Here is a 17,546-nt window from a genome sequence, read left to right on the forward strand (position 1 = left end):
GCGCTATCAACGAGCGGAGCGCCCCTGGCTGGCCGGGCGCCCACCCCTCGGTCCCCTCCCGCAAGCGGGAGGGGAGGGAATAGAAGAACCAACTCACGCCGCCGTCTCCCGCGCAACGCTCACATCGTCGAACGGCAGCACCAGATCCCCCACGATCTGCCCCTGCTCATGCCCCTTGCCGGCAACCAGCACGATATCCTGCGGCCCGGCCTCGGCGATCGCCGCGCCGATCGCATCACGCCGCGATCCGATCTCGGTCGCGCCGGGCGCGCCCTCCATCACCATCGCACGGATCGCCGCCGCATCCTCGGACCGGGGATTGTCGTCGGTGACATAGACCTTGTCCGACAGCGCCGCCGCCACAACGCCCATCGGCGCGCGCTTTCCCTGGTCGCGATCCCCGCCGGCACCGAACACCGTGATCAGCCGCCCCGACACATGCGGCTTGAGCGCCGCGATCGCCGCCTCCAGCGCGTCGGGCGTGTGGGCATAGTCGACATAGACGGGCGCCCCGCTCCGCGCGATCACCGCGCGCTCCAGCCGCCCGCGCACCGGCTGCAACCGCCCAAGCGACGCAAGCGTCTGCGCGACATCGCCGCCGATCGCGATCACCAACCCCGCCGCGGTCAGCGCATTCGCCGCCTGATACGCCCCGATCAGCGGCAGCATCACCTTATGGGTCTTGCCCCCGGCCTCGATGACGAGCCCCTGCCCCAGCAAGGTCGGATCGCGCGACACGAGTTTCAGCGTCTCGCCCTGCGTGCCCACGGTCAGCACATCGAGCCCGCGCCCGCGCGCAATGTCGATCACCTGCGCCGAATGGGGATCGTCGGCCCACACCACCACGGCACCGCCATCGACCACCACCTCGGAGAACAGCCGCAGCTTGGCGTCGAAATAGGCCTCCATCGTGCCGTGATAATCGAGATGGTCGCGACTTAGATTGGTAAAGGCCGCGGCTTTCACCGGCAGACCCTCGGTACGATATTGCGACAGCCCATGGCTCGACGCTTCGAACGCGACATGGCTCACCCCCTCGCGTGCCAGCCCCGCCACGTTCGACAGGAAAGTGACGACATCGGGCGTGGTCAACCCGGTCGAGACCTGATCGTCGGCCGTGGTCACGCCAAGCGTGCCGATCGACGCGGCATGGAAACCGGTCATGCGCCACAATTGCCGGGTCATCTCGACGGTCGAGGTCTTGCCGTTGGTCCCCGTCACCGCAACCGCCGTCTCCGGGAAGGGCGCGAAATAGCGCGCGGCCAGCCCGGCAAAGCGCTTGCGCGGGTTGGTATCGGCGATGTGAACCGCCCCCTCGACCGTTGCCTCGGGCCGGGCGACCACGGCGATGGCGCCGCCGGCGACAGCCGCCGGGATGAAATCCTCGCCATTCACCTGAGCACCCTCGAACGCACCGAAGATGGTGCCGGGGGCGACCTTGCGGTGGTCGATCGCGAAGCCGGTGACAGTCGCGTCCTCCGCTCCACCGGTCAGCGCGGCAAGCCTCATTCGGCGTCTGCCGGGTTCTCGCCCGGGGCATGCCACAACAGCGGCAGCAGTTCCGAGACATCGACGTCGCGGTTGTTGTCGGGCGTCACGCCCAGCATCGCGCCGGTACGCGAGATCACGCGGCTGACGACCGGGGCCGCAGTCCAGGCGGCGGTGGTGAGACCAAAGGATTCGGCATTGCCGATAGGTGAGTCGAGCATGGCGATCACCACATAGCGTGGTGCGTCCATCGGGAAAGCCGCCGCGAAGGTCGAGACGTTCGCTTTCTTCGAATAGCCGCCAGCGCCGGCCACTTCGGCAGTGCCGGTCTTGCCGCCGACCCGGTATCCGGGCGCCTCGCCCTTGCGGCCGGTGCCCTGGGTCACGACCAGCCGCAACAGTTGGCGCATGCGCGCGCTGGTCGCCTCGGAAAGAACGCGGCGGCCCTGGGGCGTCTTGCCGGGCGCGACCTTCAGCAGCGTGGTCGGGCGCCAGATCCCGCCATTCACCAGCGTGGCATAGGCATTGGCGAGATGAAGCGGCGTCACCGCGATGCCATGCCCATAGGCAGTGGTCATCACCGTTGTCCGCGCCCAGTAGACCGGCCAGATCGGTTTCTGCTTCTCGCGCAGCTCGATCTCGGGACGGGTGTCGAAACCCATCGCCTTGAACATCGCCGCCATACGGTCCTTGCCGATCTCGTCGGCAATGCGCGCCGTCACGATGTTCGACGAATGGATCAGCGCCTCCGGCACGTCGAGGAAGCGCTTCTGCGCATGATCGTCATGAATGGTGAAGCCGCCGACATGCAGCGGCGCCGTCGCATCATAACGCTTCGACATCGACGTCACGACGCCGCTCTCGATCGCCGTTGCCATGGTGATCGGCTTGAAGGTCGATCCGAGCTCGTACACGCTCTGCGTCACATTGTTGCGCAGCGCGTCGCTGCTCGTGCCGGCGATCTTGTTCGGGTTGTAGACCGGCAGCGAGACCATCGCCATCACCTCGCCGGTATGCACGTCGAGCACGATGCCGGTCGCCGACTTCGCCTTGAACGCGATCATCGCGCGGCCCAACTCACTCTCCATCGCCGCCTGCACGCGGGTGTCGATCGACAGCATCACCGGCGCGCCGCGGGTCGACGGGCTGCTGAGCTGGTCGTCGAAGGCGCGCTCGATCCCGGCGCGGCCCATGATCCGTCTATCGTCGCCCGTCGGCCCGATATAGCCGAGCACATGCGCCGCCATCGTGGTCTGCGGATAGAGGCGCTCCGGCTCGCGGGCGAAGGCGAGACCCGGCTCGCCGATCGCATGGACCGCGTTGACCAGCGCCGGCGAGGCATGGCGCTCGATATAGGTGAAGTTCACCGGCAGGGTCAGCTTGGCATAATACCAGGCTTCGTCATGCCCCGGCAGCGCTTCGGCCAGCTTGGCGGCCAGCTCGCGCTTGTCGCCGAGCAGCTTGCGCGGGTGGACACCGATGGTCCACGCCTCGATCGTGCGGGCCAGCGGCTCGCCATTGCGGTCGAGAATGTCGCCGCGCTGCATCGCGCCTGAAACCGGCCCCTGCACGCTGGTCGGCTCGGACACGAAGCCGAGCATCGCCAGCCGCCCGATCACCAGGGTGAAGCCGGCCGCGAGCATCAGCATCAGCATCATCAGGCGCACATGCGCCGTTGCGACCAGCGCGTGGCGCTGGCCGGTCTGGCGCCGTTGCGGCAGCGGTCGGGCGACGAGCGCGGTCAACGCATGCGCCCCGATTCCGCCCGAGCGCCGCTGAACAGATCGCCGATGGTCGAATCGCTGAGCAGCTTGCGATCGAGCAGCGCAACCTTCTGGACCTTGGCGCCCGTCTGGGGCGCGCGCTGGCGCACCTGCGCGACGGTCGCCGCCGGCGCAGCCGGTGCGGGCTTGGCTGCCGCGGTTGCCGTGGCGGCCGGCTCGACGACGCGTGTCGCCACTGCCGGCGTCACTGCCGGGCGCATGGTCGAACCATCGGGCAACGAGGGCACGACCAGCGCGGCGGTCTGGACCGTCGCGTCATGCCCTTGATTTAGGTCGAGCGAGGCGAGCGCGCCTTCGTCGGACACGAACTGGCCCGCCGCCGGGGCGGTCAGGCGCAGCGTGTCGCCATTCCACTTCTCGAGCTGGGCGAGATTGGCGCGCGTATCGAACTCGGTCTCCAGCGCGCGGATGTCGCGATGGGCCTGTGCGATCAGCACCACGGTCTTGTCGAGCTTCTTGCGCTCGGCAGCGACCTGCAACGGCACGAGCAGGAAGCCCAGGGCGACGGCAACGCCGGCCAGGAACCAACCAAGACTCTTCCAAGCATACGCAAGCATCACAACGCTCCTTCAGAAGTCCAGGCTGCGGCATCCGTCCGCAACGCTGTCCGTAACGTTGCCGATCTGGCGCGGGGGTTGCGCGCAATCTCGGCTTCGTCGGCACGCACCGCGCGACCGACTTTCTCAAAGCTCGGTTTTTCGTTAACCATCAACTCAGGAAGATGACGGGAGCGGCCGGGTAACGATCCACTGCGTTCGCGCAGGAATCGCTTGACCATACGATCCTCCAGCGAGTGGAACGTGACCACCGCAAGTCGACCACCCGGCTTCAGCACGCGCTCGGCCGCGGCAAGGCCCTCGGCCAGTTCTTCCAGCTCTCTATTCAAGTGGATACGGATCGCCTGGAAGGTCCGCGTGGCCGGATCCTTCTTGTCGTGCGGCTTGTATCCGAGCGCCCGGCGGACGACGTGCGCCAGCTCACCGGTGCGCGTGATCGGACGCGCGGCGACGATCGCACGAGCCACCCGGCGGGACCGCGGCTCATCTCCATAATTATACAGCACGTCGGCGATCACGGCCTCATCTGCCATGTTGACGAAGTCCGCGGCGGTCTCGCCCTCCTGGCTCATCCGCATGTCGAGCGGCCCGTCGGACTGGAACGAGAAACCCCGCTCCGCCTGGTCGAGCTGCATCGACGACACGCCGATATCCATCGTCACGCCGTCCACCGGGACGGCGCCGCGTGCCTCCAGCTCGGCATCGAGCGCCGAGAAGGTCGCCGGGATCAGCACCAACGCACCGTCCGACGCCGCCTCCATCGTCCGCCCATTGGCGATCGCGTCGGGGTCGCGGTCGAAGGCGAACACCCGGGCGCCGCCCGACAGCAACGCGCGGGTATAGCCCCCTGCCCCGAAGGTCGCATCGACATGGCGCTCGCCGGGGGTAACGGAGAGCGCTTCGATGACTTCCCGAAGCAACACGGGGATATGTGGCTCGGGGGCGGTCACAGCGCGATCCCCTTGAGCTGGCAGTGGTAGCGGGCGCAGGACTTGACCATCTCGGCCACGCCCTCCGCCTCGATCAGGGTCTTCGGGTCCCAGATCTCGAAATAGTCGAAAACGCCGTAGAAAAAGGCGTTCGCGCCGATCTTCGCGTGGAACCGCGGGAAGCCAGGCATAATGAAGCGGCCGCTGCCGTCGAACGGCGTCGCCTCGCCCTGCGCCGCGCGGCGCTTGATGTTGTAATCATACTCGCCGTCTTCGGAGGTGTAGTTCTCCTCCCGCGCGTCGAGCTTCGCCTTCAGGATCGAGACATAGGCGGGATCGTAGCCGATCAGGCAGGGGTGCTTCTGATGGACGCCGATGATGACGGTACCGCCGTCCTTGCCGTCGGGACGCGGGCTGTTCGCAGCCAGGATGGCCCTGAGCGAAGCGGGGATGGCGACCCGGCCCTTGTCATCGACAAGGCCAAGTCCGTCTCCCTGATATTCTGCCCTTTGCGCCACGCCGTACCCCGAACTCCAGCAGGCACAACTCTCCCGTCTCCGAAAGACGACCTTCGCCGCCCTCCAGCACGCTACCGCGCAGGCGAGATGAGTTTACCCCTGTTGGCACAGGGTTAACTCGGGTCAGTCGGGGATTCAAGGGGAAACCCGGGGAAAAGCGGGGCGAAAGCCCTAATCTCTTCGATTCTCCGGGGAATTAATTCTCGGTATTTCAACCTGTTCTTGGTGTGTTCTGGCGATGGCGGGGTTTAGGGGCGCTTTCCCCGGATCGCCCCGGGGTTTGACCCTATTCTCCCCGACTCTCCCTGCCGGGCCCACGGGCCTGACGGGCGACATCGGGATCATTTGGGGGTCGCGACGTTCGGCGAGACCTGTGCGACGTTCACGTCGGCCGAAGCACTCGGTGCCACGCCAAGTTCGGCGAGCGGCTCACTGGTCGCGCCTTCAACCGGCAATGCCTGGTTACCCGCCGCCATGTTCGCGACGACGTCTGGATGTGCGCCGCCGACCACGATCAGCGGGCGCTCCCTGCTGGCGGTGGAGAAGATCGCAGCCGCAAGGCCGATGAGAAGCAGGACGGCGGCAAGGCCGATCATCCCGACCTTCACCCGCTGCGATCGTTGCGCCGGATCTTGAGCCATAATTTTCATACGTGTGGCATAAATGTAACGCATGAAAAGAGTCTTGTCGATGGGTCCGCTATAACGACGTTCGAACGCATCGGTTCCCACCGGTTCAATGCGGTACTGCGCCGATCTCGACGCCAGCGGATCAGCGGCCGCAACAGCCCTGCGGGACCGCACCGAGCCCTTCCGAAGACTGCCCGTTGGGCATCAGTCCCGCTATGTTCAAACGTCAATTGCCCGCTTAGCGGGAGAGACATTTCTATTCGCGCTTCAGCCGCTCCGGAACGATCAGGCCTTTCGACTCGAGCCAGGCGCGATTGTACAGCGTCGAGAGGTAGCGAAAGCCCGTATCGCACAGGATCGTCGCGATCCTTTTGCCCGGGCCAAGCTCCTTAGCGAGCCGCACCGCGCCGGCGACGTTGATGCCCGAAGACAGGCCGAGGCACAGCCCCTCCTCGTCGAGCAGCCGCGTCACCCAGTCCATGCCCTCGGCGTCGGAGATGCGGAATTGCGTATCGACCGGCGCGCCTTCCAGATTAGCGGTGATGCGTCCCTGCCCGATTCCCTCGGCGACCGAGCTGCCCTCCGATTTGAGTTCGCCACGGGCATAATATTCGTACAGCGCAGCGCCATAGGGATCGCTCAGCGCGATGCAGATACTCTCGTCCTTCGCCTTCAGCCCAAGCCCGACGCCCGCCAGCGTACCGCCGGTGCCGACCGAACAAGTGAAACCGTCGATCCGCCCTTCCATCTGGCTCCAGATCTCTTCCGCCGTGCCGGCGATATGCGCGCGGCGATTGGCGATATTGTCGAACTGGTTGGCCCAGATCGCGTTCGGCGTCTCCTCGGCGATCCGCCGCGAGGTGTGCACGAAATGCCCCGGGTTCGAATAAGGCGCGGCCGGCACCAGCACGAGCTCGGCGCCGAGCGCGCGCAGCGTGTCCATCTTCTCGCGGCTCTGGGTCTCGGGCATGACGATGATCGTCTTGTACCCCTTGGCGTTGGCGACCAGCGCCAGCCCGATGCCGGTATTGCCCGCGGTACCCTCCACGATCGTGCCGCCCGGCTGGATCAGCCCCTTCGCCTCCGCATCCTCGACAATGAACAGCGCAGCGCGATCCTTCACCGAGGCGCCGGGATTGGCGAACTCGCATTTGCCGAAGATGTCGCAGCCGGTGGCGTCGCTTGGCCCCTTCAGGCGGACGAGCGGGGTATTGCCGATGAGGGCGAGCGTGTTGGGAGCAGTGTGCATGGGGCCTAGATGGCGTGCGATTACGTGGTGGGCAAGCAAGCTGAATCATCGACGCGCCAAGTTCGCCGTTGTTGCCCGGTGGCGACCATGGTAGAAATTTTCACGTCGGAGGTAGAAACATGGGCGTTCAGCTCAACATCAAGGACGAAGAGACGGTCCGCCTGGCGCGGGAGCTTGCCGCCGAGATGGGCGAAAGCGTCACCCAGGCCGTGCGCATCGCCCTGCAGGAGCGAAAGGCGCGCAGCGTGCAGCCGCAACGTCGCGCGACCGTGGACGAGATGCTGGAAATGGCCCGCGGCTTGCGTGACCATTGGAAGCCAGAATTTGCCGATCAGGAATTGTCGATTACACACGGCGCGATGCTCTACGACGAGTACGGCCTGCCAAAGTGATCGTCGACACGTCGGCGATCATCGCCATCTTGCGAAACGAGCCCGAGGCCAGATCCTTCCTGGAAGCCATGTCTGTTGCACCGACAATAAGTATGTCGGCCGGCTCCTGGCTTGAACTTACGGTCGTGACGACACGTGGCGGCGACGCGCAGATCAGGGAGGGTGCGGAAATCTTGCTGACGCGCTTCGATGTGGTGATTGAAGCCGTCACCAAGGAGATCGCAACGATAGCGAACGATGGCTATCGAAAATATGGCCGAGGAACGCGCCACGCCGCTGATCTAAACTTCGGCGACTGCTTCGCCTACGCCCTGGCCAAGGCGACCGGCGAACCATTGCTGTTCAAGGGCGACGACTTCGCCCGCACGGACATCCTCTCCGCCCTCTGATCAGGCCACGCCCGCCGCGCGCAGATGCGGCCCGAGCCGCCCAATCAGCCACAGGAAGAACATCCGATAGTCGCTGAACAGCGACCAGAGCGGATAGGTAAAGGTCGCCGGCCGGTTCTTCTCCACCCCGAAATGCGCGGCCCAGGCAAAGCCGTAACCGGCGAGCGGTACCAGCGCCCACCACCAGCCGCCCTTCACCAGCGCGACCGCGAGAAAGACGAAGGTCAGCACCGTCCCGGCATAGTGCAGCCGCCGCGTCTCCGGCTTTGCATGCTCGCGCAGATAATAAGGCCAAAATGCGGCATACGTGGTAATTTTCGCCATGGTCCGGATGCTAGCGGAGCGACCGCACTTGTCGACCGATATTTTGGCAGATCGAATCCATTACCCCACACCCTCTAAGAATGCGCGGTTTTCTGCCAAAAACAAATCCCCTCCGATGAGATAGGAAAACGCTTGCCAGACCCGAAAAGCCATGACACAAACATGGCCACAATGTGGCTCAAATAAGGCGAGCCGAGCTAGGGAGCATGTCATGAAGTCCAAATCGATCCTGTGCGGCGTGGCGATGGCAGCATTGCTGGCGGGCTGCGGAAAGCCCGACAGCAACAGCTATTCGACCCCCAGCTACGAAACCGGCAGCGCCGACGAGGCGGTCGCGGCCGACACCAGCGGGGAGACCTACAAGCCCAACGCCATCTCACCCGTGCATATGGTCGCGGACGCGCCCGTCTCGACCTTCGCGGTCGATGTCGACACCGGCGCCTATGCCAATGTCCGCCGCTTCCTCACCCAGGGCCAGAAGCCGCCGGTCGATGCGGTCCGCACCGAGGAGATGATCAACTATTTCCGCTACGACTATCCCCTGCCCTCGGACCGCGAGGCGCCGTTCAGCGTAACCACCGACGTCGCCCAGTCGCCCTGGAACCAGGACACCAAGATCCTGCGCATCGGCCTGCGCGGCTATGACCTGTCCTATGACCGCCGCCCGGCCGCAAACCTCGTCTTCCTGGTCGACGTCTCGGGGTCGATGGACGAGCCGGACAAGCTGCCCCTGGTCAAATCCGCCCTCTCCACCCTCGCCGACAATCTCGGCCGCGAGGACAAGGTCGCGATCGTCGTCTATGCGGGTGCGGCCGGCGTGGTGCTCGATTCCACCAGCGACCCGGCCGAGATCAGGAACGCGCTCGGCCAGCTCAGCGCTGGGGGCTCGACCGCCGGCGGCGAGGGGCTGCAGCTCGCTTATTCCATCGCCCGCGAGCATTTCATCAAGAACGGCGTCAACCGCATCCTCGTCGCGACGGACGGCGACTTCAATGTCGGCATCACCGACCAGAAGGCGCTGGAAAAGCTGATCGAGCAGGAACGCGACGACGGCATCACCCTCACCACGCTCGGCTTCGGCCAGGGCAATTTCAACGACTCGCTGATGGAATCGATCGCCGATCTCGGCAACGGCAATTATGCCTATATCGACAGCGCGATGGAGGCGAAGAAGGTCCTGTCGGAGGAGCTGTCCTCCACCCTCTTCACCATCGCCAAGGACGTGAAGGTCCAGGTCGAGTTCAACCCCGCCTATGTCAGCCAGTACCGCCTGATCGGATACGAAAACCGCGCGCTGGCCGAACAGGATTTCGACAACGACAAAGTCGATGCGGGCGACATCGGCGCCGGCCATCAGGTCACCGCGATCTACGAGGTCGTCCCCGCCGGCACGAAAGGCTGGCTGTCCGACCGCCGCTATACCGACAACCGCCGCGCGACCGCGGCAGGCAAGAAGGACGGCGAGATGGCGTTCGTACGCCTGCGCTACAAATTGCCGGACGGCGACACCTCCCGTCTGATCGAACGCCCGGTCGCCGCGACACAGCTCGCCACCCGCGCCCTGCCGCAGGGCGACATGGCGTTCGCCACCGCGGTCGCCGCCTTCGGGCAAAAGCTGCGCGGCGACACCCGGCTGGGCGACATCGCCTATGCCGATATCCGCCGCCTCGCCGGAAATCCGGACGGCTATTGGCGGCAGGAATTCGTCAAGCTCACGGAACTCGCCGAGGCGGGACAGGTGCCTGCGGGGTCGCGTCGCAACTGGATCGGCTAGGGAGCTCCAGGAACGACACGATCGCCACAGCAGGGAGCGGCCGGGGATGTGTCCAACCCCGGCCGCTCTTTACGCCGCCCTTATGCGGGCCACGCGCCGATCCGAGCGTCACGACGCGACAGCGCGCGCCCCTTCCTTCCCGCTCCCCGGCGAAGGCCSGGGCCCAGTTGGGAAGGTCGCCGTAACGAAACGCAACGGCCCGCCATTATCGTCCCCCAGCTGGGCCCCGGCCTTCGCCGGGAACGAACGTGGGAAAGCGAAAAGGGTGGAAGGCCGCAAACGCCGCTCCACCACCCCGAGAAGCGTTTGACTCCCCCCAAACCGCCCCCCTAGCCTCCCGCACGACACCCGGGGGACACCGCATGAATCCGCTCGCCACAGCCGCCGCCACCGCGCTCGCCCTCTTCGCCACCCAGGCCGGCGCGCAGACGGCAGCCCCCCGCCCCGACCAGCTCGCCTTCCGCGATCTCTACAAGGAGATGGTCGAGACAGACACGTCCGTCTCCACCGGCAGCTGCACCGCCGCCGCGGAGAAACTGGCCGCCCGGCTCAAGGCAGCAGGCTATGCCGATAATCAGGTCACCCTGTTCAAGGTCGACGGCTTCCCGCTCGACGGCGGCCTCGTCGCGCAGCTGCCCGGCACCTCGCCCGCCGCCAAGCCGATGCTGCTGCTCGGCCATCTCGACGTGGTCAATGCCCGGCGCGAGGACTGGACGCGCGATCCCTATAAATTCATCGAGGAGGACGGCTATTTCTACGGCCGCGGCACCTCCGACATGAAGGCGATGGTCGCCGTCTGGGTCGACACGCTGATCCGCCTGAAGCAGCAGGGCTACAAGCCGAAACGCACGATCAAGATGGCGCTCACCTGCGGCGAGGAATCCGGCGCCCGCATGAACGGCGCGCAATGGCTGGCCGAGAACAAGCCGGACTGGATCGCCGCCGAATTCGCGCTCAACGAGGGCGGCGGCGGCCGCACCGACGGGCATGGCAAGGTCGTCACCCAGTCGATCCAGGTCGGCGAGAAATCCAACCGCACCTTCGAGCTGGAAACGACCAACCCCGGCGGCCACAGCTCCACCCCGATCGACGACAACGCCATCTACGAACTGGCCGATGCCATCGCGAAGGTGCGCGCCTACACCTTCCCGATCCGCTTCAACGACACCACCCGCGCCTATTTCGCGAAGGAAGGCGCCGCCCGGAACGACGCTGTAGGCCACGCCATGGCCGCGCTGGCGAAGAACCCGGCCGATCGCGCGGCGGAGGCGACGGTCTCGGCCGACCGCACCTATAATTCCATGCTGCGCACCACCTGCGTGGCGACGATGCTGGAGGCAGGCCATGCCGCCAACGCCCTGCCGCAACGGGCGAAGGCGACGATCAATTGCCGCGTCGTGCCCGGCGAGGATGCCGACACCACCCGCGCCGCGCTGATCGCGGCGGTCGGCGATGCGAAGGCGAAGGTCACCCTGGTCGGCCGCCTCCGCCCGGTCGCCGTCCCGCCGCCGCTCGACCCGAAGATCATGGCCCCGGCGGAAAAGCTCGTCGCACGCTATTATCCGGGCGCGCCGCTCATCCCGGTGATGATGACGGGCGCGACCGACGCCACCTATGTCGCGCCGATCGGCATCCCGACCTATGGCGTGCCGGTCGGCTGGGGCGACCCGGAAGGCAATGGCACGCACGGCCTGAACGAGCGGCGGGAGGTGCGGTCCGTCTATGTCGGGCGGGATTTCCTGTTCGATCTGGTCAAGGCCTATGCGCAAGGCGGCTGAACTCCCGGCTCCCCGCCGCGACTGTCTCCCGCAAAGCACGCTCCCGCAATAATCGAGCAATAAACCCGCCAATCGCGCCATCTTTTCTTGCCAGTATCCTTCGCTTGGGTTCCCCTGCGTGACAGCAAAAAGACAATGGGGGGATGTCTCGACGGCTTGGTTCAGGAGATGAAACATGCGCGAGATCAAATTGGGGAAACTTGCCGGCATCGCATCGCTGGCATTCATTACGGGCTTCTCGGCCATTCCGGCCCAGGCGCAGGACACGCCCGCCGGCAGCACCGCGACCGCTGACGACGATATCGTCGTCACCGGCTCGCGCATTCGCCGCAGCCCGCTCGACCAGGACAAGCCCGTCGTCACCGTCGATGAGAGCGCCATCGCCCGCACCGGCCTCAGCTCCATCGCCGACGTCCTGCAACGCCTGCCCAGCGCGGCGGGCGGCCTCAATACCAAGGTCAACAATGCCGGCAATATCGGCGGCCCGCCCGACGGCACCGGCGTCAGCTCGGGCTCGGCCGAGATCGACCTGCGCTATCTCGCCGCCAAGCGCACGCTCGTGCTGGTCGACGGCCTGCGCTTCGTCAACGGCTCGGCGGCGGGCGGCATCCCCGCCTCGGTCGACCTCAACGAGCTGCCCACCAACATGATCGAGCGTGTCGAGGTGCTGCAATCCGGCGCCTCCCCGCTCTACGGGTCGGATGCGGTCGCCGGCGTCGTCAACATCATCACCAAACAGGGGCAGGTCGGGCTCAAGGCCTCGGCCCAGTTCGGCACCTATCGCCAGGGTGACGGCCACACCCAGAATTACGAGGCGAGCTACGGCATCCAGTCCCCGAGCAGCGGCACCTCGGCCGTGTTCGGCGCCAGCTATTCGAAGCAGGAGGCGGTCAGCACCCGCGACCGCGCGATCTCGCAATTCCCCAGCCCCGGCGGCACGAGCTGCGCCTCGGGCGGCTGCTCCAGCGCGATCCCCAATGGCCGCTTCGACGTGCTCGGCCAGAGCCTCACCCTGCGCGCGCCGGTCGTCGGCCGCCCCACCTATCCGGCCGATTTCCGCAACTATTCCTCCAGCACGGACAGCTTCAACTTCGCGCCGTACAACTACCTGCTCACCCCGTCGGAGCGCTACGGCGCCTTCTTCAACTTCAAGCAGGAACTGACCGACAACATCAACATGCGGGTGAAGCTGGTCTACAACCACCGCCATTCGACCACCCTGGCGGCCTTCCTCCCGCTGTTCGTCGGGCCTGACGCCGGCAACGGCAACCTGCTCGACACCATCTCGGTCGATGCCACCAACCCGTACAACCCGTTCGGCGTCACCCTGTCGTCGGGCGCGGACGGCACGCCGGCCAACTACTCCACCATCCGCCGTCGCTTCGTCGAGGGCGGGCAGCGCACCTTCACCCAGAATGTCGATACCATGTCGGCCACCGTCACCTTCGACGGTTCCTTCCATGTCGGCGATCACAAATGGTATTGGGACGTGAACGGCGTCTATGGCAACAATGACGCGCATCAGCTCTTCACCGGCAACCTCAACGCCGCCAACCTCGCCCGCGCGCTCGGCCCGGTCTCGGCCTGCACCGGCGCGTGCGTGCCCTTCAACATCTTCGGCGGCGCCGGCTCGATCACGCAGCCGATGCTCAACTATGTGACCTTCGACGAACGCGACAAGAGCAACCAGCGCCTCGCCGATTTCACCGCCAACCTGTCGGGCGACCTGTTCGATCTGCCCGCCGGCCCGGTCGGGGTGGCGATCGGCTACGAACATCGCGATCAGCAGGCGAGCTACGATCCCGATCCGCTGATCGTCGCCGGCCTCGGCGCCGACGTGCCGACCAGCCCGGCCCGCGGCGGCTTCAACGTCGATGAGCTCTACGGCGAAATCCGCGTGCCCATCCTCAGCCACCAGCCCTTCTTCGAAAAGCTGGAGCTCGACGGCGCCGTCCGCCATTCCAACTATTCGTCCTTCGGCAGCAACACGACCTACACCGCCTCCGGCCTGTGGAAGCCGGTCGCCGACCTGCTGCTGCGCGGCGGTTACGCCGAAAGCCTGCGCGCGCCGAGCATCGGGGAGCTGTATGCCGGCCCGTCGCGCTTCGACGCGACGATCGACGATCCCTGCACCAGCGCGCCCGGCGGCTTCTTCCAGACCAACGCGACGGTGAAGGCCAATTGCATCGCCAACGGCGTCCCCGCCAATGGCAGCTATGCGGAGCCGGTCGGCGGGCAGCTCGGCGTCTTCTCCCAGGGCAATACCGCGCTGAAGCCGGAAACGGCGAAGACCTGGACGGCGGGCGGTGTGTACAGCCCGGCCTGGGCGCGCGGCGGCTGGGCGAGCGCGCTCAGCCTGGAGGTCAACTGGTACAAGATCAGCCTGAAGAACGCGATCGACTCGGTCCCCGCCACGCTCACGCTCACGCGCTGCGCGTTCAATGCGGATCCGATCAGCTGCGCGGCCGTCCGCCGCACCGGCAGCGGCGCGGTGGCGGGCATCAACGGCCGGCTGCTCAACCTCAATGCGATCGAGACCGACGGCATCGACGCCTCGTTCAACGTCCGCTCGCGCGATGTGGCGAACGGCACGATCGGCCTGGCGGTCAACGCCGCCTGGCTGTTGAAATACAATGTCCTGCCGCCCGCCGATCTCGGCGCCCCGACGCTCGAATTCGCCGGCACGGAACGCGGCAGCCCCGACCAGGCCTATCCCCGCTTCAAGGCCAATGCGACGCTCGACTGGTCGGCGCAGAGCTTCGGCGCGTCCTTCACCGGCCGCTACATCAGCAAGGTGGCGGAACGGGATGGCGTGCACACCATGGGCCGGGTGCTGTACGGCGACGTGCAGCTGTATTTCTCGCCCGCCTGGATGGACCACCGCGCGCGGCTGACGATCGGGGTGAACAACGTGTTCGACCGCGATCCCCCGGCCTGCTTCACCTGTGACAGCGCCAACTTCGACCCGACCACTTATGATGTGCCGGGACAGTTTGGCTATGCGCGGTTGTCGTTTGGGCTCTGAGGGGTAGGGTTTTCGGGATGACATGGGGCCGGGTGCGGGAGACCGCACCTGGCCCTTTTTTTCACTTGGGGATAAGCTCAGCCGCGCGGCGTCGATCGATCCTTGACGGCTGACGGTGACGTCTGGCCTGACCCCTTCTCGCCAATGCCCCCGGAATCACGGTCGTAGCGCATTCAGTTCTTCGGTGATCGGAGGCGATAACGCCTACGTTCCAGCAATTGAATGCGTCGTCGCCGGAACCTGACGTTTCAGTTATCGATGTTTCAGTGTTGCTCAGACTCGGGGTATCGATACGTGCGTGATTTCCTGATCGGACTGTTGGCAGCGTTCTTGATCGTCCCGGGCGTCGCAACGGCCGAAGCGTGGACGGCCGCGCGGAACTCCGTATTGACCGGCGCTGTTGCACTTAGCGTCCAAAATAGCGCCAGCAACTGCATCAATGTTCTGGATTACAATGCGAAAGGCGATAACAGCACCGACGACTTGGCCGCATTTAACGCCGCGACGGCAAGCGCCGTATCGCTTGGCCGTGCCATCTGCATTCCGCGCGGGAGCTATGTACTGGGCGGTGCGTGGAACCTCACCTTTCCTGTCGATATCCTTATGGACGACAGCGCCAGCCTGCGTTTCACGAACGCGTCCAGCTGCGGAATTGTGATGGATCTTCGCGGTGCCAGTGTAAATTTCGGCCTCAACACGGTCCGGCTTGGCGGTCTCTACTCGCCGAGCACCACCTCAGCGTTCAGCTTTCCTGGCTACCCGTCCTCCTGGTCGGCCGCCGACCGTGCGACGTGCGATGCTTTTTCACTCCAAGGTGGGTCGCGTATCGACATCTATGTGAAATATATGGTGGGTTGGAATGCTGGTGTTCGTTTGACCGCGACATTTGACGGGACCAACGGCGCGCGGGCGCCCCAAAACATCAATGTTCAGGTCAACACTGCCGACATAATGACCTATGGTCTCTATCTCGATAGCGGCCCCAGTCAAGCCGGAACACTGGCTGCGATCAACGCGGAGTTTAATACAATCTTCGCCAGGTTTCCCATATATTTCAATTCCCCTAATAATTTACTTGGCCAGGCCAATATTCGCGTAACCGGACAGGCATTCACGAATGAAGCAGGCGGATCATGCATCTATTCGAATGGCAATCTGGTGGAGACGACTGCCGTTGATATCCATTGGTGCTACGCTGGATATAGTCCGACCGATAGCCCGACCGGGACCAGTTCGACCCTCTCGCTACCATACCTCGCGGGGTCCGCATCATCCAACGGTCAGGCTACTGACGGTAACGCCACGGTCGGCTATTTTGCCGGTTTCAACAACCGCATTTCGGTCGGCCTTGCGATCGACCAGGCTGGCGCGCCCGGCGGCGCTCTGCCGGGGCCGAACATCGTCACGCGCATTCGAGATGCTGGCACGAACAATCAGATAAGTGTTCCCTTCTACACGCAAACACAGGGTGCCCCGACCGTGCTGTCCTCGATACAAGGCGAAGCCAACTACGGCGGCGGTGTTGGTGCTGCGTCCGTTTCCAAACGGACGCTAGTTAGCATTCCCGTGCCCTCTCTAGCCGCTGGAGCATCGGCGAACTTTTATGCCTATAGTACATTTATTTCGCGGAATCTCAAAAAACCCATAGCAATTATTCCGRCAGACAATGGCATTTCTTCAAGCGGACTCCAATTCGTTGCAGCACACAACACTACCATCAACCGAGAAATTGTTGTTCAGGTTTTGAATAAGACAAGCTCATCCGTGCCTGGTGCAACATATACCTTTTGGTTGATCACGGAGTAACTACTAAGAATAACGGCGATAGCACATTCAGTTCTTCGGAGACGGGATGCCATAACGCCTACGCTCCGGCAATGGAACGCACTGTCGCCGGAACTCAGATTCGCGCGCAGGAGGCAGGCGTCGAATATCGGCGCTTTCGCTTCCACGATTTACGCTACCCGTTCGCTGTCGAGTATCAGCCGGGGAAAGGGCGGCATTTCAACCTGTAGCGCGAGCTGGGCTATAGCAGCGTCAAGACGACGGAGATCAACTCAACTTCCTGCCCCTGAGCAAGCAGCCGCATCGCTAATTGGAGCCAGCCAAAAAACGTGTTCGATAAATGCGCGCCCTCGGCGATAATAACGCAGTTGCTGCTTCGCAACTCACTCAAGCAGGCGCGATAACCGGAAGGATGGGAATCAGCGCGGACCGAATTTCCGCCCCGGTCTCATTACGCAGCGCGCGCACGAGCCAATCTTCGAAGCTTCGCCTATTCGTACCCTTCGCGGCCGCCGCAATTTGCAGAACTGAACTCTTGTTTTCATACCACTTTAGAAGCTCAGCAGCATCCCGAGCCTCAATCGCCTCCTGTATACGCGCTTCAGCGCCGGCCGCGATCCCGTTGATGTCGAGCGCGGCCGTCATATCTGCGTACGCAGCAACCAATCCAGCCACGTCAGTAGCGCCACTGAGGTCTATTTTTTTTAGCGTCCTATCAATTTTTCGGCGACTGTAACTAATCACTAACCCACATGACGTGCTCCCCTGAAATGTGACCGAGGATAAGTAGAGTCCGACGCGAAGGGAGTCGGACGGATGAAGCGCAGCAGGTTCAGCGAAGAGCAGATCATCGGGATATTGAAGGAGCAGGAGGCCGGCATGCCGACAACGGATGTGTGCCGGCGCCACGGGATCAGCCCGGCGA

Annotated in this window: 16 protein-coding genes; 7 read left to right on the top strand and 9 right to left on the bottom strand. The window is 64.6% G+C overall.

The annotated features are described in order from the left end of the window. Nucleotides 1-93: 93 nt before the first annotated feature. The 7 genes from AC1DT7_RS16280 to AC1DT7_RS16310 form a co-directional block, all read right to left on the bottom strand. Nucleotides 94-1,509: a UDP-N-acetylmuramoyl-L-alanyl-D-glutamate--2,6-diaminopimelate ligase gene (locus AC1DT7_RS16280; RefSeq protein WP_478037078.1), complete on the bottom strand. Its 1,416-nt coding sequence runs from the start codon at nucleotides 1,507-1,509 to the stop codon at nucleotides 94-96. Continuing rightward, on the bottom strand, nucleotides 1,506-3,233 hold the full coding sequence (locus tag AC1DT7_RS16285; protein ID WP_478037079.1) for a peptidoglycan D,D-transpeptidase FtsI family protein: 1,728 nt from the start codon (nucleotides 3,231-3,233) through the stop codon (nucleotides 1,506-1,508). Before AC1DT7_RS16285 ends, AC1DT7_RS16280 begins: the two co-directional genes overlap by 4 nt. Next, nucleotides 3,230-3,829 (bottom strand): hypothetical protein, encoded by a 600-nt coding sequence (locus AC1DT7_RS16290; protein ID WP_478037080.1) that lies wholly within the window; start codon nucleotides 3,827-3,829, stop codon nucleotides 3,230-3,232. The genes AC1DT7_RS16285 and AC1DT7_RS16290 overlap by 4 nt, the downstream gene beginning before the upstream one ends. Beyond that, a complete protein-coding gene (gene rsmH, locus AC1DT7_RS16295) occupies nucleotides 3,829-4,779 on the bottom strand; it encodes a 16S rRNA (cytosine(1402)-N(4))-methyltransferase RsmH (protein ID WP_478037081.1) in 951 nt (316 codons plus the stop codon). Before rsmH ends, AC1DT7_RS16290 begins: the two co-directional genes overlap by 1 nt. After that, nucleotides 4,776-5,276 carry a division/cell wall cluster transcriptional repressor MraZ gene (locus tag AC1DT7_RS16300; RefSeq protein ID WP_478037082.1) on the bottom strand — a complete coding sequence of 167 codons (501 nt, stop codon included), beginning with the start codon at nucleotides 5,274-5,276 and terminating at the stop codon, nucleotides 4,776-4,778. Before AC1DT7_RS16300 ends, rsmH begins: the two co-directional genes overlap by 4 nt. Before the next feature lie 341 nt (nucleotides 5,277-5,617). Next, the gene (locus AC1DT7_RS16305; RefSeq protein WP_478037083.1) at nucleotides 5,618-6,079 is read right to left on the bottom strand and encodes a hypothetical protein; all 462 of its coding nucleotides are present in this window, start codon (nucleotides 6,077-6,079) and stop codon (nucleotides 5,618-5,620) included. 82 nt (nucleotides 6,080-6,161) lie between these two features. Next, entirely contained in the window at nucleotides 6,162-7,154 is a 993-nt protein-coding gene (locus AC1DT7_RS16310) for a cysteine synthase A (protein WP_478037084.1), read from the bottom strand. Nucleotides 7,155-7,273: 119 nt separating this feature from the next. Here AC1DT7_RS16310 and AC1DT7_RS16315 point away from each other — a divergent pair, with 119 nt between their 5' ends. Continuing rightward, on the top strand, nucleotides 7,274-7,546 hold the full coding sequence (locus AC1DT7_RS16315; RefSeq protein ID WP_478037085.1) for a type II toxin-antitoxin system VapB family antitoxin: 273 nt from the start codon (nucleotides 7,274-7,276) through the stop codon (nucleotides 7,544-7,546). Then, nucleotides 7,543-7,935: a type II toxin-antitoxin system VapC family toxin gene (locus AC1DT7_RS16320; RefSeq protein ID WP_478037086.1), complete on the top strand. Its 393-nt coding sequence runs from the start codon at nucleotides 7,543-7,545 to the stop codon at nucleotides 7,933-7,935. The genes AC1DT7_RS16315 and AC1DT7_RS16320 overlap by 4 nt, the downstream gene beginning before the upstream one ends. Here the strand turns inward: AC1DT7_RS16320 and AC1DT7_RS16325 are convergent, their stop codons facing one another. After that, nucleotides 7,936-8,259, bottom strand: a complete 324-nt coding sequence (locus tag AC1DT7_RS16325) for an Mpo1-like protein (protein ID WP_478037087.1) — start codon at nucleotides 8,257-8,259, stop codon at nucleotides 7,936-7,938. Between the two features lie 211 nt (nucleotides 8,260-8,470). On the opposite strand from AC1DT7_RS16325, the gene AC1DT7_RS16330 reads away from it, so the two are divergent. The 4 genes from AC1DT7_RS16330 (at nucleotide 8,471) to AC1DT7_RS16345 (ending at nucleotide 16,642) form a co-directional block, all read left to right on the top strand. Then, nucleotides 8,471-10,033, top strand: coding sequence for a vWA domain-containing protein (locus AC1DT7_RS16330; protein ID WP_478037088.1), 1,563 nt, complete (start codon nucleotides 8,471-8,473; stop codon nucleotides 10,031-10,033). Between the two features lie 362 nt (nucleotides 10,034-10,395). Then, nucleotides 10,396-11,811 carry a M20/M25/M40 family metallo-hydrolase gene (locus tag AC1DT7_RS16335; protein ID WP_478037089.1) on the top strand — a complete coding sequence of 472 codons (1,416 nt, stop codon included), beginning with the start codon at nucleotides 10,396-10,398 and terminating at the stop codon, nucleotides 11,809-11,811. A gap of 175 nt (nucleotides 11,812-11,986) precedes the next feature. After that, nucleotides 11,987-14,836: a TonB-dependent receptor domain-containing protein gene (locus AC1DT7_RS16340; RefSeq protein ID WP_478037090.1), complete on the top strand. Its 2,850-nt coding sequence runs from the start codon at nucleotides 11,987-11,989 to the stop codon at nucleotides 14,834-14,836. Between the two features lie 294 nt (nucleotides 14,837-15,130). Next, nucleotides 15,131-16,642, top strand: coding sequence for a glycosyl hydrolase family 28-related protein (locus AC1DT7_RS16345; RefSeq protein WP_478037091.1), 1,512 nt, complete (start codon nucleotides 15,131-15,133; stop codon nucleotides 16,640-16,642). Nucleotides 16,643-17,008: 366 nt separating this feature from the next. Here AC1DT7_RS16345 and AC1DT7_RS16350 read toward each other — a convergent pair whose 3' ends face one another. After that, nucleotides 17,009-17,266, bottom strand: coding sequence for a hypothetical protein (locus AC1DT7_RS16350; protein ID WP_478037092.1), 258 nt, complete (start codon nucleotides 17,264-17,266; stop codon nucleotides 17,009-17,011). 171 nt (nucleotides 17,267-17,437) lie between these two features. Here AC1DT7_RS16350 and AC1DT7_RS16355 point away from each other — a divergent pair. Beyond that, the coding region (locus AC1DT7_RS16355; RefSeq protein ID WP_478037097.1) for a transposase at nucleotides 17,438-17,546 on the top strand (109 nt) is incomplete at its 3' end.

The organism is Sphingomonas sp. P3_C6 (assembly GCF_056402595.1).

Bases quoted from the DNA above. Each gene is read 5' to 3' on its own strand.
- AC1DT7_RS16280 (WP_478037078.1), bottom strand. From the start codon at position 1,509: ATGAGGCTTGCCGCGCTGACCGGTGGAGCGGAGGACGCGACTGTCACC.
- AC1DT7_RS16290 (WP_478037080.1), bottom strand. From the start codon at position 3,829: ATGCTTGCGTATGCTTGGAAGAGTCTTGGTTGGTTCCTGGCCGGCGTT.
- AC1DT7_RS16310 (WP_478037084.1), bottom strand. From the start codon at position 7,154: ATGCACACTGCTCCCAACACGCTCGCCCTCATCGGCAATACCCCGCTC.
- AC1DT7_RS16315 (WP_478037085.1), top strand. From the start codon at position 7,274: ATGGGCGTTCAGCTCAACATCAAGGACGAAGAGACGGTCCGCCTGGCG.
- AC1DT7_RS16325 (WP_478037087.1), bottom strand. From the start codon at position 8,259: ATGGCGAAAATTACCACGTATGCCGCATTTTGGCCTTATTATCTGCGC.
- AC1DT7_RS16330 (WP_478037088.1), top strand. From the start codon at position 8,471: ATGAAGTCCAAATCGATCCTGTGCGGCGTGGCGATGGCAGCATTGCTG.
- AC1DT7_RS16335 (WP_478037089.1), top strand. From the start codon at position 10,396: ATGAATCCGCTCGCCACAGCCGCCGCCACCGCGCTCGCCCTCTTCGCC.
- AC1DT7_RS16340 (WP_478037090.1), top strand. From the start codon at position 11,987: ATGCGCGAGATCAAATTGGGGAAACTTGCCGGCATCGCATCGCTGGCA.
- AC1DT7_RS16350 (WP_478037092.1), bottom strand. From the start codon at position 17,266: ATGACGGCCGCGCTCGACATCAACGGGATCGCGGCCGGCGCTGAAGCG.